The organism is Hydrocarboniphaga effusa AP103, assembly GCF_000271305.1.
Lineage (GTDB): Bacteria > Pseudomonadota > Gammaproteobacteria > Nevskiales > Nevskiaceae > Hydrocarboniphaga > Hydrocarboniphaga effusa.
Genome location: NZ_AKGD01000003.1, coordinates 330,993 through 348,930, shown reverse-complemented (window position 1 = coordinate 348,930; position 17,938 = coordinate 330,993). Strand labels below are relative to the sequence as shown.

At 66.7% G+C, this 17,938-nt stretch carries 14 protein-coding genes; 11 read left to right on the top strand and 3 right to left on the bottom strand.

The genetic code is table 11. The features are described 5' to 3' along the window. The first annotated feature begins 230 nt into the window (after nucleotides 1-230). Together WQQ_RS17950 and WQQ_RS17945 are read left to right on the top strand one after the other, a co-directional pair. Nucleotides 231-635, top strand: a complete 405-nt coding sequence (locus tag WQQ_RS17950) for a DUF4399 domain-containing protein (protein WP_050997770.1) — start codon at nucleotides 231-233, stop codon at nucleotides 633-635. Between the two features lie 104 nt (nucleotides 636-739). Further along, entirely contained in the window at nucleotides 740-2,401 is a 1,662-nt protein-coding gene (locus tag WQQ_RS17945; RefSeq protein ID WP_040454820.1) for a helix-turn-helix transcriptional regulator, read from the top strand. Nucleotides 2,402-2,466: 65 nt separating this feature from the next. Here the strand turns inward: WQQ_RS17945 and WQQ_RS17940 are convergent, their stop codons facing one another. Beyond that, nucleotides 2,467-2,889: an MAPEG family protein gene (locus tag WQQ_RS17940; RefSeq protein ID WP_007186663.1), complete on the bottom strand. Its 423-nt coding sequence runs from the start codon at nucleotides 2,887-2,889 to the stop codon at nucleotides 2,467-2,469. A gap of 17 nt (nucleotides 2,890-2,906) precedes the next feature. Next, nucleotides 2,907-5,240, bottom strand: a complete 2,334-nt coding sequence (locus WQQ_RS17935) for a TonB-dependent receptor (RefSeq protein ID WP_007186662.1) — start codon at nucleotides 5,238-5,240, stop codon at nucleotides 2,907-2,909. Between the two features lie 292 nt (nucleotides 5,241-5,532). On the opposite strand from WQQ_RS17935, the gene WQQ_RS17930 reads away from it, so the two are divergent. Beyond that, a complete protein-coding gene (locus WQQ_RS17930; RefSeq protein WP_007186661.1) occupies nucleotides 5,533-6,120 on the top strand; it encodes a DUF2239 family protein in 588 nt (195 codons plus the stop codon). 79 nt (nucleotides 6,121-6,199) lie between these two features. Here the strand turns inward: WQQ_RS17930 and WQQ_RS17925 are convergent, their stop codons facing one another. After that, on the bottom strand, nucleotides 6,200-7,075 hold the full coding sequence (locus tag WQQ_RS17925) for an alpha/beta fold hydrolase (protein WP_007186660.1): 876 nt from the start codon (nucleotides 7,073-7,075) through the stop codon (nucleotides 6,200-6,202). Nucleotides 7,076-7,156: 81 nt separating this feature from the next. Between WQQ_RS17925 and kynU the strand changes: the two genes are divergently transcribed. The 8 genes from kynU to WQQ_RS17885 all read left to right on the top strand — a co-directional run bounded on the left by kynU (nucleotide 7,157) and on the right by WQQ_RS17885 (nucleotide 17,929). Further along, nucleotides 7,157-8,392, top strand: a complete 1,236-nt coding sequence (gene kynU / locus WQQ_RS17920) for a kynureninase (protein WP_007186659.1) — start codon at nucleotides 7,157-7,159, stop codon at nucleotides 8,390-8,392. Beyond that, on the top strand, nucleotides 8,389-9,312 hold the full coding sequence (locus WQQ_RS17915; protein ID WP_007186658.1) for an alpha/beta hydrolase family protein: 924 nt from the start codon (nucleotides 8,389-8,391) through the stop codon (nucleotides 9,310-9,312). The genes kynU and WQQ_RS17915 overlap by 4 nt, the downstream gene beginning before the upstream one ends. 78 nt (nucleotides 9,313-9,390) lie before the next feature. Further along, nucleotides 9,391-11,106 carry a hypothetical protein gene (locus WQQ_RS17910; protein WP_007186657.1) on the top strand — a complete coding sequence of 572 codons (1,716 nt, stop codon included), beginning with the start codon at nucleotides 9,391-9,393 and terminating at the stop codon, nucleotides 11,104-11,106. Nucleotides 11,107-11,248: 142 nt separating this feature from the next. Then, entirely contained in the window at nucleotides 11,249-12,295 is a 1,047-nt protein-coding gene (locus tag WQQ_RS17905) for a type II asparaginase (protein ID WP_007186656.1), read from the top strand. Between the two features lie 18 nt (nucleotides 12,296-12,313). Further along, the gene (locus WQQ_RS17900) at nucleotides 12,314-13,438 is read left to right on the top strand and encodes an asparaginase (RefSeq protein ID WP_007186655.1); all 1,125 of its coding nucleotides are present in this window, start codon (nucleotides 12,314-12,316) and stop codon (nucleotides 13,436-13,438) included. After that, on the top strand, nucleotides 13,428-14,540 hold the full coding sequence (locus WQQ_RS17895; RefSeq protein ID WP_007186654.1) for an acetamidase/formamidase family protein: 1,113 nt from the start codon (nucleotides 13,428-13,430) through the stop codon (nucleotides 14,538-14,540). Before WQQ_RS17900 ends, WQQ_RS17895 begins: the two co-directional genes overlap by 11 nt. Nucleotides 14,541-14,778: 238 nt before the next feature. After that, complete coding sequence (locus tag WQQ_RS17890) at nucleotides 14,779-16,302, top strand: amidase (RefSeq protein WP_007186653.1); 1,524 nt, start codon at nucleotides 14,779-14,781, stop codon at nucleotides 16,300-16,302. Nucleotides 16,303-16,342: 40 nt separating this feature from the next. Next, nucleotides 16,343-17,929, top strand: coding sequence for an amidase (locus WQQ_RS17885; RefSeq protein WP_007186652.1), 1,587 nt, complete (start codon nucleotides 16,343-16,345; stop codon nucleotides 17,927-17,929). The last annotated feature ends 9 nt before the right edge of the window (nucleotides 17,930-17,938 follow it).

The following is a 17,938-nucleotide window of genomic DNA, read 5'->3' as shown; positions in this document are numbered from 1 at the left end:
TTACCGGTCCGACATCGGGGTGCTTCCGCACGCCCTTCAGGGCGGGTCTGCGACCTGCGCCGGCCGGCATCGGTATGATGCCTTTCTCACGTCCCCCACCGAATTCCCCCCAACCCCGATCCAAGGAGTGCCGGATGAAGTCCTACTTCGCCACGCTGTCGCTGCTGACGCTGCTCGCCACGCCCGTGCTGGCGGCCGAGAAGACCGACAAGTACGCCGACTACAAGAACATGGCCAAGCAGCAGGCCGGCAACTACGCGGCCGAGAAGCTCAACCTGCCGACCGCATCGCCGGCTGGCGCCAGGGCTTACATCATCTCGCCCAAGGATGGCGACACCGTCACCAGCCCGGTGACCGTCGTCTTCGGGTTGTCCGGTATGGGCGTCGCCCCGGCCGGTATCAAGGACGTCGCCAACGTCGGTCACCATCACCTGCTGATCGATGCGCCGACGGTCGATTTCGCCGCCCCGCTGCCGATGACCGACCAGATCAAGCACTTCGGCGCGGGGCAGACCGAAACCCAGCTCGCGCTCAAGCCCGGCACGCACAAGCTGCAACTCGTGCTCGGCGACTGGAAGCACCAGCCGTTCAACCCGAGCGTGCAGTCGGAAGTGATCACGATCACCGTCAAGTAAGACGCTGACTCAAGCATCGGAAGCAAGCTGTACAAACGGCGCCGGCACTCCGGCGCCGTTTTGCTTTCTGCGATTCGTGCACGGCTCTTGCTGGCGATTTCCGCATGAGCCTGATGACCTCCGCCGACATCCAAGCCCAGGCCCGCGGCCTGCTCGCGCGCGATCGGGTCGGCCAGGCGGTGAGGCTGGCGCTGGATCATGGGCTCGACGATCTGGCCGCCGAACTGCTCGCTCATGGCTGGGTCGGCATGGTCTGCGGCGCAGCCGAGTTCGAGGGCTTCTTCGAGGCGATCGAGCGCATCGGCAGCCAGCGCTACCGGCATTGGCCACAGCTCGAAGCCGCGAGCATCTACGCGCTGACCATGCAGCTGCACCTGCGCATCGCCGCGCTGCGGCTCGATGAACTCGAGCAACGTGTTCCGGCCCTGCTGCGCGAAAACCGCAGCTTTCTCGTCGAGCATCAGCGCGCGCCGTTCGACCGGCCCGATCCGCGCGACGGCATGTACAGCTGGATCGCCATGATGCGCGTGGCGCAGGCCGCGTTCGGCGGTCGCTCCGAAGACGCCTTGCGACTCGCGGACGATTGGCGAACGCGCTTTGCGCGCGCGCCCGACCACGAGTTCGCCACCGTCGCCGTCAACGAAGCGCTCGCGTTGTCCATGCTCGATCGCACGCGCGAGGCCGAACGCGAAGCGCTCGCGGCCTTGCGCATCTTTCGTCGCGTGCGCTTCGAACACGGCATGGTCTCGGCCGCCGTCTGCGCCGGCTGCATGAAGGCCTTGAGCGGCCGCGTGAACGACGCCGCCGCCCTGCTCGATGCCGCGTTCGACGAAGCGGCCCCGCGGCTGGCGCAGGCGCCCGAGACGCGAGCCTCGCTCGATGTGGCCCGCAATTTCACGGCTTTCGAACGCGGCGACATCGAAGCCGCGCTGGCCGACGCGATGGACCGCATCGAAGGCCGGCGTCCTTCGCCGCGCCTGCCGGTGATGTTGCTGATCGACCGCTTCGTCGCCGCACGCGCGCTGATGGCGCTTGGACGCGCGCACCAGGCTGCGGCTTTGCTCGCCCGGCCCGATCTCGAACGACCCGCGGGCGATTGGCGTTTCTGGGACCAGCTGCTCACGCTCGAACGCGTGCGCGTCGCCGCCGTCTGCGGAGACTACAGCGGCATCGACGGGCCGCCGGACGTGCTGGCATTGCTCAAGCTGCTCACCTTGGCCCAGCGCAATCCGTCGGCGATCGCGCTCGCGGCCCTTCGCAAAATGGTGCGTGAGGCCGAGGACCGCCAACAGGAAAGCCGGTTGTTCATGGCGCTGCTCATGAAGGCGCGCGTCGAACAGCACACCGGCAATTCGCTACAGGCCCGGCGCAGCGTCACCCGGCTGATCACCGCGCCCATGCTGCGAGAGCGCCTGGGCTCGCTGGCCTCGCTCGCGCCTGCCTTGCAGCCGATGTTCGGCGATGCCTTGCGCGGCTTGCTCGAAGCATCCGGCAACCGCGACGAGCGACTGTTGCGACTGGCCCGGCTCACCGGAGTGGCGGTCGAAGCGGCCGCCGAAGCCGGGGCGCCGGCCGAGCCGCTGTCGCCGCGCGAAGAACAGATCGGCGCTGCGCTGCTCGAAGGCCTGTCGAACCGTCAGATCACCCAGCGCATTCACCTGAGCGAACAAACCGTGCGCTGGCATTTGTGGAAACTGTTTCAGAAGCTCGGCGTGAGCAACCGGCTGGGTGCCGCGCAGCGGCTGTCGAGCAGGCGCCCGAATTGAGCGGCTGAATTGCTTGATGGTGGTTTACGGCGCGTCGCGCACCCCAAGCACCAAGCACCAAGGGCTCATGACGCGGCGAGCGCCAGCGCGAATCGCAGCCACATGAGCGTGAGCACGACGTTGCTCGCAGCGAACGCGATCAGGCGCAGCGGCACATGGTTGATGCTCAAATGCACCGCACTGTGCAGCACGCGTAGCCCGACGTAGATCCAGGCCATCGTCACCGCCGCCTCGTCGACCTGGCCACGAACATAGCTGGCCAGGCAGAACACGTAGAACAGCAGCGGCAGTTCCAGCAGGTTCATGTAATTGCGATTGGGCAGGCGCACGCGGTCCGGCACGCGCTCCGATTCGCCGAGCTTGAAGTCGTCGAACCACACTTCGCCGCGAAAGCCCGAGCGCAGGCGATGAAACGGGATCATCAGCAGCACGCCCAATGTCAGCGCAACGAGCGCCAGCATCGGCCAGAAAATCGCATCGCGTTCCATCCACTTCCCCCCAAGTCTCAGAAATCGAGATTCAACCGTAGACCGTACGTACGCGGCGGAGCCAGCGTGATCGCGGTTCCGAAATCGGCGGTGATGCCGGCGTAGCTGTAGGTCTCGTCGTCGAGATTGATGCCGAACGCGGTGATACCGAGCCCCCAGGGCCGATAGCGATACCCGATGCGCGCGTTGAGCAGCGAATACGCCTTCTGCTGCCCGCTCTCGAAATTCTGCGAGGTGTAATAGAAGCCGCCGTTGTAATAGACATCGGCACCGATCTCGATCTCGCCGTTGCTGCCCACTTCGATGTTCTGCACCAGGCCCAGATTGCCGCTCAGTCGCGGCGAGCGCGGCACTTGGTTGCCGCTCAGATCGAAGGCGTTGCGACGAAACAAACCCGTGGTCGGATCGTAGCCGCTGGCGTGGCGATAGTCGGTGTAGAGGGCATCGACGAGGCAGGCGCTCAGCTTGAGCGAGAAGCCCGGATCGAGCCGAGGCATCGGCAGCGCCTGCAATTCGAGCTCGGCTCCGCGCGAGCGCGCATGGCCGGCGTTTTCGAGCATGATCGATCCGCTGCCGAAGATGGCGATGAACGAGGTCTGCGGATCTTCGATCTCGCTCCAGAACAGCGCCGCGTTCAAGCGCAGGCTGCGATCGAGCAGCAGCGACTTGAGCCCGATCTCGTAGCTCTGCACGCGCTCGGGCTGCACGTACTCGGGCGGCACGAACAGATTGCCGAGGTTGTACGTCCCGCTCTTGACGCCCTTGCCATAGGACACGAACAGCAGGCTGTCCACGCCGGTCTTCCATTGCAAAGAGAGTTTTTGCGAGGTGCTGTCCTGCCAGACTTCGGGCGCGTTGAAATTCAGCGGCGTGAGTTCGGTGTGATCGGGCAATGGCGAAAACACCGAGGTTTTCTGCTTGATCAGGAATCGGCTTTCGTCCTGGTAGCGTAAGCCCACGGTCATCGAGAAGCGATCGTCGAAGTGCCAGGTGCCTTGTCCGTAAGCCGAGTAGCTGTTGGTTTCGAGCACGCTGTAAGCCGCGGCCTGCAAGCCCAAGGCCAAGGGCGACAGCAGGTCCTGCAAGCCCGGCATCTGGTTGATGATCGGCAACGGAATGCCGCTGCCGAAGAACTCCGCGTCCACCGGATCGAAACCGGCCTGCGCATGCAGGTAGTAAAGGCCGGCGATCCAGTCGAGCCGGTCGGACCACGCGCTTGCGTCGTTCGATGCGAATTGCAGCTCCGCCGTTGTCTGCCGCGTCGGCGAGTTGCCCGAGTTGAACGAGATGATGTCCTTGCGCGAGTAGTCGTAGTCGATGAGCCCATCGACGGTGACGAGCTTCTGATACGCGGCGATCAGGCGCACATCGGCGAGCCGCGCCTGCCAGCGCAGGTCGGCGCTGATCGAGCTGTGGTTCACCGCCGCTTCGATCGGCTCGTTGCGATGCAGCTCGTAATCGGTCTGGCCCGCACGAATGCCGAGCAGCGTCGCGAGCAGGCTCGGATCGCGCAGCTCCGCGACCGTACTGCTGGTGCCGGACATCATCGTGCGAAAACCGGCGACGACGACATCGAGATCGTCACGCGGAGTCCAGCGCAGCTTGATGCGCCCGGCGCGAATCCGGTCGCCCGGCACGCCACCTGCAGGCGGCAGCTCCAGCAAGCCCAGCGGCTCGCCGGCCATGCGGAAATACGAATCCTGCTCGACCCACTGCAAGGCCGCGCCGACGGAAAAATCATCGCCGATCGGCGTCGCCGCATAGGCTTGCAGCAGCGTGCCGTTGAAGTTGCGCCGCTCGGCCATCATCGACAGCTCGCGCTCCGCGCCGGGCGTTTTGAACACCACGTTGATCGCGCCGGCCGTGGAATTGCGCCCGAACAAGGTGCCTTGCGGACCTTTGAGCACTTCGATGCGCTCGACGCCGCCGAGCGTGGTCAGCAAGCCGAGCTGCGCCGGCACGTAAACGCCGTCGACATAGGTGGCGACGCTCGGATCGGCCGAGAGCACGAACGAATCGGTGCCCACCCCGCGCATGAAAATATTGCTCGCGCCCATGATGTCGGTGAACTGCAGCCCCGGCGTGATGCGCCCCAGATCACTGGTGCTCACCACGCCGGCGGATTGCAGCTGCTCCGCGCTGAAACTGCTGACCGACACCGGCACGTCCTGCAGCGGTTCCTCGCGCCGCTGCGCGGTCACCACCACTTCTTCGAGCACGGCGGCATTGGATACCTCGCTGCGACCCGGTGGCGCCTGTTCGACCGGCAGACTCACTGCGATCGTCTCCAGCGGCTCGTCCTGCGCGGCGGTCGCGAAGGTCGCGAAGGTCGCGAGCAGACCCGCAAACACCAGTCCGATCGATATCCCGCACCCAGCCCCACACCCGCCGAATCTGCGCACGACTTCATCCCTGAAAGCATCCGCCACACTCTAGGCACTCCGGTCCGCCGTCCGCGCCCAACAAATGTTTGAACGGCGCGCCCACGTGCTGAGCCCGTAGCCGCTCGAGCGGCGCAGGCTCATCGACTTTCCCGGCCTCAAATGCGGGAACGTCGGCAACGCTCATTTACACCCGGATGTAATTGACAGGACATTTTCACCCGGGCAATATCCGCTCCGAAATTTTTACCCGGAGCAAAAAGTGGCCCCTGTACTTACTTATACGAGTTTCGACGGCCATCGCCGGATCGCGAGTGGCTCGCTGCAGGCCAACGCGCTCGCGGTGAAGCAGGCGATCGAGTCCAATGCCGCCGCCTCGGTACTGACTTTCGACGACCGGACCGGCCAAACGGTCGAAGTCGATACGCGCGGCTCCGACCAGCAGGTCGCGGCCCGCTTCGCCACCCGCGAGCCCGCAGCCGAAGCGCGGGGCCGTGGGCGCCCCAGGCTCGGCGTCATCGCCCGCGAAGTGACCTTGCTGCCGCGGCATTGGGATTGGCTCGCGACCCAGCCCGGCGGCGCGTCGGTGGCGCTGCGCAAACTCGTCGAAGCCGCACGCCGGGCCAATGGCGACAAGGATCGGCAGCGCCGGGCGCAGGAGCGCGCCTATCACTTCATGCTCGCGCTGGCAGGCGATCTGCCCGGCTACGAGGAGGCCACCCGCGCCCTGTTCGCCAACGACGCGCAGCGCTTCGGCGACCTCATCGCCGGCTGGCCGGCGGACCTGCGCGAGCACGCGAGCCAGCTCGCGTTCGGTGGCCTCGGCGGCGAAGAAGCGCCCTCGGAATAGGGCGGTCGAGACCCGCCGCTGCTGCGGTAGACCCGAGCGATGACGGCCGGTCTGGGCCCGCCCTGCGAACTGGCCTGGATCAGGCGGCCGCTTCGGGCCGCAGGAACTCGAGCACCAGCCGGGCGAATTCCTCGGGCCGCTCCTGATGCATGAAATGCCCAGCCTCGACGCGTTGCAGATCGAGCCCGGCGGTGAACAGGTGATCCTGGTTGGCGAACATCTCGGCGCCGATGCAGCCGTCGCGCGAGCCGTAGATGACGCGCGTCGGCACGCTGACCGGCGCCGTCGCGAGTCGCCACAGATCGGCATCGACGACGAGCCGTCCGAGTGCCCGGTAATACGCCAGCGCCGCGGACAGCCGGCGCGGCTCGCGAAACGCGCTCTTGAGCGCGATCCACCAGTCCTGCTGGGCGAACATCCAACCCGGCGACCAGCGCGAAATGCGCCGCTCCAGATCGGCGAAGTCGTTGCGCATGAGCTTGCGCTCGGCGTTCGGCCACTGGAACGCGAGCATGTACGAGGAGCGCGACAGCTGCGCGAAGCTCGGCCGCAGCAGGAAGCGGCGCAGATGCGGAACCGCCGCGGTGACGAGGCGATCGACCCGGTCGGGCCGCAGGTTCGCCGCCGCGTAGCCGGCGACCGCGCCCCAGTCGTGCCCGACCACGCTGGCGCGGTCGGCGCCGAAATGGTCGATCAGCGCGATCACGTCCTGGGCGAGCATGCCGATGCCGTAGTCGCCGTCCGGCGCGAAGCCGCTCGGCGCATAACCGCGCAGATACGGCGCCACCGCCCGATAGCCCGCGTCGGCGAGCGCGCGCAGCAGCGGCACGAAGCTCTCGGCGCGATCCGGAAAACCGTGCAGGCAGAGCACCAGCGGACCTTCGCCGAGTTCGAGGAACGCGAACTCCAGGCCGTTGGCGACGATGGTGCCCTGCTGCGGCGTGAGTTTGCTCATGCGATCCCTGGGTTCAGTCTGTCGAGCATCCGTTCGCGGCATTGTAGGCGTATAAGCCACGATGACCTTGAACACACCGACATGACCACGCGCCCCGACCTCGAAGCCCTCGATCGCGCCGACCCGCTCGCCCCGTTCCGCGAGCGCTTCGCGCTGCCGCGTGGGCAGCTCTACTTCGTCGGCAATTCGCTCGGGGCGATGCCCAAGGCCAGCGCCGAGCGCATGCGTCGGGTCGTCGACCAGGAATGGTCGCAAGACCTCGTGCGCAGCTGGAACCGGCACGGCTGGGTCGATCTGCCGCAGCGCCTCGGCGACAAGATCGGCCGCCTCATCGGTGCCGCGCCCGGCGAAACCGTGGCCTGCGATTCGACCTCGGTAAACCTGTTCAAGGCGCTCGCGATGGCCGTGAAACTGAGGCCGGGCCGGCGTGTGATCGTCTCGGATGCGGACAACTTCCCGACCGACCTGTACATGGCGCAGGGGCTGTCGGGCTGGCTCGGCGACGGCGTCGAATTGCGCACGGTGGCGCTCGACCGGCTCGATTCGGCCTTGGGCGAGGACGTCGCCGTGGTTTCGCTGAGCCACGTCAACTATCGCACCGGCGAGCTGTTCGACATGGCCGCGATCACGCGCAAGGTTCACGACTGCGGAGCGCTGATGCTCTGGGATCTCGCCCATTCGGCCGGCGCGCTGCCGATCGAGCTGGCGGCCTGCGGGGCCGATTTCGCGGTCGGCTGCGGCTACAAGTATTTCAACGGCGGGCCCGGCGCGCCGGCCTGGATCCATGTCGCCGAGCGCCTGCACGCGCAGGTCCGCTCGCCGCTGACCGGATGGTTCGGCCACGAGCGCCCGTTCGCGTTCGAAGGCCACTACGCGCCGGCGGCGGGCATCGCGAGCCTGCTCGTCGGCACGCCGCCGATCCTGTCGATGAGCGCGCTCGAAGCCTCGGTCGACCTGATGCTCGAAGCTCCGATGGCGCAGATCCGCGAGAAATCGCTGCGGCTGAGCGCAGCGTTCATCGAGCTCGTCGAACAGCACTGCGCCGGCCACGGGCTCCAGCTCGTCACGCCGCGCGAGCCCGGGCGACGCGGCAGCCAGGTCTGCCTGCGGCATGCGCAGGCCTGGCCGGTCATGCAGGCGCTGATCGCGCGCGGCGTGATCGGCGACGTGCGCGCGCCTGACATCCTGCGCTTCGGCTTCACGCCGCTGTATTTGCGATACACCGATGTTTGGGACGCGGTGTCCGCGCTCGCCGAGGTGCTGCGCTCGGGCGAGTGGCAGCGCGAGGAATTCCAGCTGCGAGCCAAAGTCACGTGAAGCACCTGCCCGTACCCGTACTGCTGTTCGCCTCGATCTGCGCAGCCTGCGTCCAGCACCCGGCCACGCCGCCGAAAACCGCATCCGAGCCGCCCCTGCTGAGCTGGTCCGAACTCGCTGCGCGGCCGCTGCCGCCGGCCGGCGAACGCATCGCCTATGGCCCCGAAACCTCGCAGTTCGGCGAGCTCCGGCTGCCTGTCGAGGCGAAAGGCCCCACCCCGGTCGTGGTGCTGATTCACGGCGGTTGCTGGCTCGCCGATTTCGACTACGCCTACATGCGCCATCTCGCGGCCGCGCTGAGCGCCGAAGGCTACGCGACCTGGACGATCGAATATCGCCGGCTCGGCGAAGACGGCGGTGGCTGGCCCAACACGTTCAACGACGTCGGCGCCGCGATCGACCAGCTGCGCGGCCTGGCGACGACGCGCGCGCTCGACCTGGGCCGCGTCGTCACGCTCGGCCACTCGGCCGGCGGCCAGCTCGCCCTCTGGGCCGCGAGCCGCCCGCGTCTCGGGCTCGGCAGCCCGCTGCATGCGGACGGCGCGGTGCCGATCCGCGGCGTGATCGGCCTCGCCGCGATCACCGACCTCGCCCAGTACCGCAACGGCCCGGCCGACAGCTGCCACGGCTCGGTCGAACCGCTCATGGGCGGCTCGCCGCAGGCCGTGCCGAAACGCTACTCGCAGGTCTCGCCGATCGAGCTGCTGCCGCTGCAGGCCGAGCAATGGCTGATCCAGGGCGAGCGCGATCCCATCGTCGATTCCGCCTCGGTCGAGCGCTACGTCAAAGCGGCCCAGGCGGCCGGCGACGAGGCCCGGCTGATCCGCATCGGCAGCGGCCACTTCGATCCGGTGGCGCCGGAAGGGCCTTCGTGGCAGGCGATCAGGCAAGCGCTGCAGCGCATGGCGTCGGTGCGCTGAACGAGGCATTCCGCGCACACGTAGGGTGACCGCTTCGGCGTTCGTCAGAAGTTAGGAACCCGACGCGAAGGACGTGAGATGGCCAACAGCCAGGGCCTGGTCGATGCGCTGCCGCTGACTGCCGCCCCGGCGCAGCGGGCGCCCCGGCAGAACTGGATCCTCGATCCGGCCCAGGACATGGCCGCAATCATTCTTGCGCCGCTGCTCGTGCTGGCCGTTGCGCTGATCATGTTCGCAACGCTCGGCGCCGTTGCGGCGACCGCCCTGATCGTCACCACGCACATCGTCATGACGGTTGCGCACCATCTGCCGACCTTCATCCGCATCTACGGCGATGTCGAACTGTTCCGCCGCCATCGCGCCACCTTCGTCATCGCCCCGCTGCTGCCGTTCTCGCTGTCGATGGCGGCCGGCGTCTGGCTTATCACGCACGACCTGCCGATCGAAAACCTGCTGTACGTGTTCCTGCTCGCGGTGATCTGGGACCCGTGGCATTTCCTGATGCAGCACTACGGCTTCATGCGCCTCTACGATCGCCACAACGCGGCTCCGCGCAAGCTCGCCGCGCGCATGGACCTGCTGCTGTGCGCGAGCTGGTTCATCGCCATCATGCTCGCCGCGGGCGAATGGCTCGCGGGCCTGCTCGAAGACCTGTATCAGAGCGCCGGCCTGCCGCTGCTGCTCGCGTTTCCGCCGCACATGATCTCCGCGCTGCAGCAGCTGAGCCTGTTCGTCGCGCTCGCGGCGACCGCGGCGTATGCGGTGTACCTGCTCTGGTGCAGGCGCCACCACTACTTCGTCAGCCGCAGCAAGCTCGCGCTGTTCGCGAGCAGCTTCGGCGTGATGCTGCTCACGTACACGCCGAACGCACTGATCGAAAAACTCGCTCCGGGCTGGAGTTTCAAGGCCGGCTTCGCGGCCGTTGGCATCGTGCACATGACGCAATATCTGGCGATCGTCTGGCGCTACAACCGCGGCCTCGCCGCGCAGCCGCAGCGCGCGCGTGCCGGCTGGTTCTTGCGCGTGCATGCACGCGGAGGCTGGATCATCGGCGCCGCTTACGTCGCGCTGTGTCTTGGTTATGGCGAGCTGCTGACGACGAACTGGGACAGCCGCTGGCTCATGGCCCTGCTGATCTCGCTGGGCCTGACCTCGACGCTCATGCACTACTACTTCGACGGCTTCATCTGGAAGCTGCGCCAGCCGGACAATCGCGGCCCACTGGCCTTGCCCGCGCTTGCGAACACGCAGCCATCGACGACCCGCGACCAAGCTCCGGCCTCGCGCGTCGCGCTGCGGCAGCTGGCCTATTTCGGCATTCCGCTCGGGGTACTGAGCGTCGGCGCCGTCTCGGTCTGGCAGGGTGCGCAGAGCGACTATCTCGCGCATCTGCTTCAGGCACAGAAACTTTCGCAATCCGGACAGGCGAACGGCGCCGCGAGCGAAGCACGCTCCGCCTTCGCGCTCATGAACGGGCAACTGCCGATCGAACGGCGCCTGGTCGAGCTGCATCCGAGTGCGGACCGGCAGGCCAAGCTGGCCTTGCTGATCTACAACCAATCGCGGCTCGAGCATCTGGTACTGCCCACGCTGGCGCATCGCAGCCCCGACGCATCGGGGCTCGCGGAGCATCGCGATCACGTGCGTGAAGCGGCCAACTGGTTGCAGCTGGCGCTCGACAGCGGCGATCCGATTGCGCATGCGGGGCGCCCGCAGATGAACGCGGACGGTGGGCGCCGGCTACTCGCGGCCTGGCTGCGCGAGATCGAACCGGAGCGCAGCGTGCCGCACTAGCGCCTCACCGCGCCGCCGCTGCGCCCCGCACCGAAACCTCTGCCTTCCATCGAGGCGGCTCCGCCCACGCGGTGCCGACAGGCCCCCGCTGTCCGCCCTCCACCGACTCATCACATCAACGCTTGCAACCAAGCCTTCTCACATGATCCGAAACCTGTTGTTGAGCCTGGCCCTGATCGCCACCGCTCTGGCATCCGCACCCGCGTCCGCACAGAGCAGCGCAGGCCCGCTGCCGAAAGTGCGCCTGTTCACCACCGGCGGAACCATCCAGAGCCGTGGCGCGCATCGCCAGAAGCTCATGGAATACAGCGACGGCAAGGTCACGCCCGAGCAGCTCGTCAACGATCTGCCCGAGCTCAAGGAAGTGGCGCAGCTCGAATACATGGAGATCTCCAACGTCGGCTCGCCGAGCGTGAACACCGAGATCCAGCTCAGGCTCGCCAAGGAGATCAACGCCTGGCTGGCCAAGCCCGAGTCGGCCGGCGCCGTCGTCACGCACGGCACCGCGACGCTCGAAGAAACCGCGTATTTCCTCAACCTCGTCGTCAAGTCCGACAAGCCGGTGGTGCTGGTCGGGGCGATGCGGCCGTTCACCGCCGTCAGCCGCGACGGCCCGTTCAATCTCTACAACGCAGTGCGCGTGGCCGGCTCGCCGAAGGCGCGCGGCATGGGCGTGATGATCCTGCTCAACGACGAGATCAACGCGGCGCGCGATACCACCAAGGGCAACACCTATCGCACGGACACCTTCGTCGCGCGCGATCTCGGCCCGCTCGGCTATGCCGATTCCGACCAGATCGTGTTCTACCGCAAGCCCACGTACCGGCACACGAGCAAGTCGGAGTTCGATGTCTCCAAGCTCAGCACGCTGCCGCGCGTCGACATCACCTACGGCTACCAGGAGGACGACGGCACCGCGATCGATGCCTTCGTCGCCGCCGGAGCCAAAGGCCTGGTGCTGACGGGCGGAGACAAGGACGCGATCAAGCGCGCGCAGGAAAAAGGCGTGCTCATCGTCAGCAGCGATCGCAAGGGTTCCGGCCGCGTCGTCGAGAGCGAGAAAGCCGCTGCCGAAAAGCGCGTGACCTCCGACAACCTGCTGCCGATGAAGGCGCGCATCCTGCTGCGCCTGGCGCTGACCAAGACCAGCGATCCGAAGGAAATCCAGCGCATGTTCAACCAGTATTGATCGGGACGAGAACAGATCATGACTCGCAATCTTTCACTCGTCGCCGCACTGAATCTCGCTGGCGCGCTGCTCTGCTCCGCCGCATTCGCGCAGGAAATTCCGCGCCACGCACCACCGCCGGCGATGCCGGCGGATGTCTCCAGGCTGCCGACCATCGTGCTGATGTCCTACGGCGGCACCATCGCGAGCCGTGGCACGCCGCGCCTCAACGTCACCAATTACGGCGGCAAGGAAAACAAGCGCGTCGATCCGCAGGATTGGGTCGACGACCTGCCCGAGCTGCGCGGCGTCGCCAACATCGTCATCGACGACGAGCGTCCTGCCGAAGACGCCAAGGAGCCCGCGAGCTACGACGATCAGGCGCGCATCGCCAAGCGCATGAACGAGCTCGTGCGCGATCCGAAGATCAAGGGCATCGTGCTCACGCACGGCACCAACTCGATGGCCGAAACCGCGTATTACCTGAACCTGGTGGTCAAGACCGACAAGCCCATCGTGCTGGTCGGATCGCAGCGTCCGTGGACGGGCTTGTCGGGCGACGGCCCGCGCAATCTCTACGACGCCGTGCGCGTGGCCGCGTCCAAAGAAGCCTGGGGCAAGGGCGTGCTGCACGCGATGAACCAGCTCATCAATACGGCGCGCGATGTCGACAAGACCAGCGCGTATCGCACCAACACCTTCATCGGTGTCGATGTCGGCGCGCTCGGCTACGCCGATCCGGATCGCATCGTGTTCTACCGCGAGCCCGTGCGCCGCCACACCGATGGCTCCGAGTTCGCCGGCAAGGCTTATCCGAGTCTGCCAGTCGTCGAAGTGGCCTACGCGTATCGCGAAGCGCCCGGTTACCTGATCGATGCGATGGTCGCCAACGGCGCCAAGGGCATCATCGTCGAAGGCACCGGCGCCGGTAGCCCGACCGCGAGCGAGAACGATGCGATCAAGCGCGCGCAGGAAAAGGGCGTGATCGTGGTCGCCACCGCGCGCACGCATGGCGGCCGTGTGCAGGACACACCGCGCAGGCGTGATGCCAAGATCGTTCCGGGCGACAACCTCAAGCCCGAGAAGGCTCGCATCCTGCTGCAACTCGCGCTCACCAAGACCAGCGACATCAACGAAATCACGAGAATCTTCAATGAATACTGATCGCCTGCGCCGTGCCCCGCTCGCGCTGTGCCTGTTGCTGCTCTGCGGTGCGAGCAGCGCCGCGATGCCGGCCTACGAGCATCACGTCAAGCTGACACCCGACAACTCGGTGATCGGCAACTATCCGGCCGACAAAAAGCCCATTCTCACGGTCAAGTCGGGCGCCACCGTGCGCATCGACACCGGCGGCGGCAATCGCTGGGGCGACGAAGACGCGATGAGCTGGATCGCCAAGCAAGGCATCAAGCTCAATGCCGAAGAAACCGTTGCGATCCAGGAGATCGTCCGCGTCGTCAAGGAAACACCGCGCCAGGCCGGCATTCAAAGCGGCCATCTGATCGTCGGCCCGATCGCGGTCGAAGGTGCGATGCCCGGCGATACGCTCGAAGTGCGCATCAAGTCGGTGGTGCCGCGCATTCCGTATGGCACCGTCGGCGGACGGCCCGGACGCGGCGGCATTCCGGATGACGTCAGAGAGCCTTTCAGCTTCGTCGTCGGCTTCGATGCCAAGCGCACGATCGGACAGTTCATGCCCGACATCGCGGTTCCGCTGGCGCCGTTCATGGGCGTGATGGGCACGCTTCCGGCCGCCAGCGAAGGTGCGAATCGCCGCAGCGGTCCGCCGGGCCTGTTCGGCGGCAATCTCGACTGCAAGGAACTCGTCGACGGCACCACGCTGTTCCTGCCGGTGTTTCATCCGGGCGGGCTGTTCTACACCGGCGATGCGCACGCGGCGCAAGGCGATGGCGAGATCACCGTCAACGCGATCGAGACCGCCAACACGGCGGTGCTGCAGTTCATCCTGCACAAGAACACCGGGCTCAAGGTTCCGCGTGCCGAAACACCGACGCACTACATCAGCTTCGGCCTCGACCCGGATCTCGACAACGCGATGACGATGGCGATCCGCGAAACCAATGCTTTCCTCGCCGAGACCAAGCAGTTGCCGTTCGAACGCGCGTTCGCGCTCGGCAGCATCGGCATCGATTTTCGCGTGACGCAAGTGGTCGACGACACCAAGGGCATCCACGCGATGATTCCGAAAAGCTTGTTCCTCAAGGACAAGAACCCGTTTTGGGCGCCTGCGCCCAAAGGGCGCTGAACTTCCTGCAGCGTCAGTGGACGCTGGGCCCGGATGTCACGAGTGTCCGAGCCGAGCTTCCCAGCCCCTGCCGCCGGCCGGCTCCTTCCACTCTCCAGTGAAACGGCCGGCGGCCTTTTTTTTCGCATTCCCTATCGAACCGAACAGCGCTGTTCATGACGAACGGCGTGGGGTTTCGCATGCCCCGCGCGTCTGACTCATGGCCAGCAGAACACCAACACGACGGAGCCCGCCGACGATGTTCAAGCCCAACACGACACCCTCGCTTTCGCGCCGACGATTTCTCGGCAGCAGCGTCACCGCCGCCGGTGGCGCGCTGGCCTTGGCTCAATTTTCGCCTGCGTTCGCTGCGCTCGCGTCCGGCGACGTGCTCACGCTGTCGGCCACCGCCGTTGCTGCCAAGCTGCGCAAAGGCGAAATCAGCGCCACCGAACTCGTCAAGCGCTGCTATGCGCGCATCGACGAAGTGAATCCCACGCTCAACGCGGTAGTCTTCACCTGCCGCGAACGCGCCTACGCCGAAGCGGCCGAGCTCGACAAGATGCTCGCAGCCGGCAAGACCAAGGGTCCGCTGCACGGCGTGCCGTTCACGATCAAGGACTCGTTCGACACCGGCGGCGTGGTTTCCACCGGCGGCACGCTCGGCCGCAAGCAATATGTGCCGGGCGCCGACGCCACCGTGGTCGCGCGCCTGCGCGAAGCCGGCGGCATTCTGCTGGGCAAGAGCAACACGCCCGAGTTCACGCTCGGCGGCGGTGCGCGCGGCACTTACAACCTCGTCTACGGGCAGACCTACAACGCCTACGGCCAGCGGTATTCGCCGGCGGGTTCTTCGGGTGGCGCGGGCGCGATCGTCGCGGCCGGCGGCGCGTACTTCGATATCGGCTCGGACTATGGCGGCAGCATTCGCGGGCCTTCCAACTTCAACGGTATCGCCGGCATCAAGCCCACGTACGGACGCGTGCCGCGCACCGGGCACATCGTCGGCTACGGCGGCGCCTACGATAACTTCCAGGAGACCGGTCCGATGGCGCGCTATGTCGAAGACCTCGCGCTACTGTTGCCGATCGTCGCCGGACCCGATGCTTCGGATGCGGCGATGGCGCCGGTTCCGCTCGGCGATCCCGGAAAGGTCGAGATCAAGAAGCTGCGCGTCGCGTATTACCTGAGCGACGGCGTCACCGAGCCGAGCGCCGAGATCAAGGCGATGGTCACGCAATGCGTCGGCTACTTCCAGAGCGCAGGCTGCAAGGTCACGCAGGACATGCCGCCGAAGATGAAGGAGCTCTCCGACGCGCGTCGGCGCTTCAGCAGCGCCAGCGGCGGAGACAACATGCGTCGGCTGCTCAAGAAGCACGGCAGCCTCCAAGCCTCGCCGGGCCTGCGGCTGGATGGCGACGAGATCAGCAGTGCCGAATTCACCGCGGCCTGCGAGGCGATGGACGCGATCAAGAGCGAACAGCTGACCTGGTTCGAGCAGTACGACCTCATCGTCTGCCCGAGCAGCGCCACGGCGCCCAAGCCGGTGCCGCCCGAATTCACGCGCCCACCCAATGGGCCGAATCCCGGCGGCGGCTACAACAGCCAGTACAACACCACGGGCTGGCCCGCGGGCGTCGTACGCGCGACGACATCGAAGGACGAGGCCGGCTTGCCGCTCGGCATTCAAGTGGTCGCCCAGCCCTGGCGCGACGACGTCGTGATCGCCGCGCTCGCGATGATCGAGAAGCAGACCGGCGGCTATCACGCCCCGACGCTCTGAACCCTTCCCTCTTTCCTGCCGCAACGCACCGAGCAATCCGATGAACGATGGCACGCCGCAGCACCCGCAGAATTTCGTCTCCCAGCATCTGGTTCCGAATCCGCAGAACCGCGAAAGCCTGAGCCGGCGCACGTTGCTCGGGCTCGCCGCGGCAGCCAACGCTGCGGTGATGTCGGCGCCCGCGCAATCGGCCGACACGAGCGACGAGATCATTTACATGTCGGCGACCAAGCTCGCCGGACTGATCCGCGCGAAAAAGGTCTCCGCATCCGAAGCGGTGGAGGCCTACATCGCGCGCCAGCTCGCGGTGAACGACCTCATGAACGCAGTGGTCATGAACTGCTACGCCCGCGCACGCGCCGAAGCCAAGGCGCTCGACGCCGCCGCCGCGCGCGGTGACTGGAAAGGCGCGCTGCACGGCGTGCCGATCACGCTCAAGGATTCGATCGACACCGAAGGCGTGATCTCCACCGGCGCCACCTACGGCCGCCAGCAGTACGTGCCGAAGAAAGACGCGACCGTCGCCGCGCGCGTGCGCAAGGCCGGCGCGATCCTGCTCGGCAAGACCAATACGCCGGAGTTCACGCTCGGCGGCCTCGCGGGCATCAGCACCTCGAGCAACCTGCTCTACGGCTCTTCGCACAACCCCTACGATCTGACGCGCTCGACGGCGGGTTCTTCGGGCGGCGCCGGCGCGATCGTCGCGGCGGGCGGTTCGGCCTTCGACATCGGCTCGGATTGGGGCGGCAGCATTCGTGGGCCCGCGCACAACAACGGCATCGCCGGCATCAAGCCGACCAGCGTTCGCGTGCCGCGCACCGGCCATATCGTCGACTACGGCGGCATCTTCGATTTGTGGCAGCAGCTCGGGCCAATGGCGCGTCGCGTCGAAGACCTCACGCTGATCACGCCGATCATCTCGGGCCCGGATTTTCGTGACGCGAGCTGCGCACCGGTGCCGTGGGCCGATCCGGCCAAGGTCGAGCTCAAGAAACTCAAGGTCGCGTTCTGCGCCGACAACGGCGGCATCGGCCGCTGGGCCACCGACGACGACACCAAGAACCTTGTGCGCCAGGTCGCCAAGTGGCTCGAAGGCGCAACGCAATCGGTCACCGAAGATGCGCCGCTCGCGCAGTTCGAAACCCTGCGCGAGACACGCAACACGCTCACCAACGGCGACGGCTGGGCCTTCTACAAGCGGCTCGCGGACAAATGGGGCACGGTGAACTTCTCGCCTTCGCGCAAGGAGGCGATGGCCAACGCCAAGCCGATCAGCAGCGCGGCGATGGTCGAAGCCTGGGAGCAGCACGACGAAGCCAAGTCGCGCATGCTCGGCTGGATGAAGCAGTACGACGTCTTCATCTGCCCGACTTCGAACAAGGTGGCGCAGCCGATCGATGCCGAAGGCCCGACCTGGCCGGCGGGCAAGGACGGCGGCTGGCCGTACACCGGCGTGTTCAATTCGAGCGGCTGGCCATCGGTGGTGGTGCGCTGCGGATCGTCGGCCGACGGCAAGTTGCCGATCGGCCTGCAGGTGGTCGCGGCGCCGTGGCGCGAGGACATCTGCCTGGCCGTCGCGAGCTATCTCGAAAGCCGCAGCGGCGGCTGGAAGAAGCCGCCGATCTGAGCGCGCCGC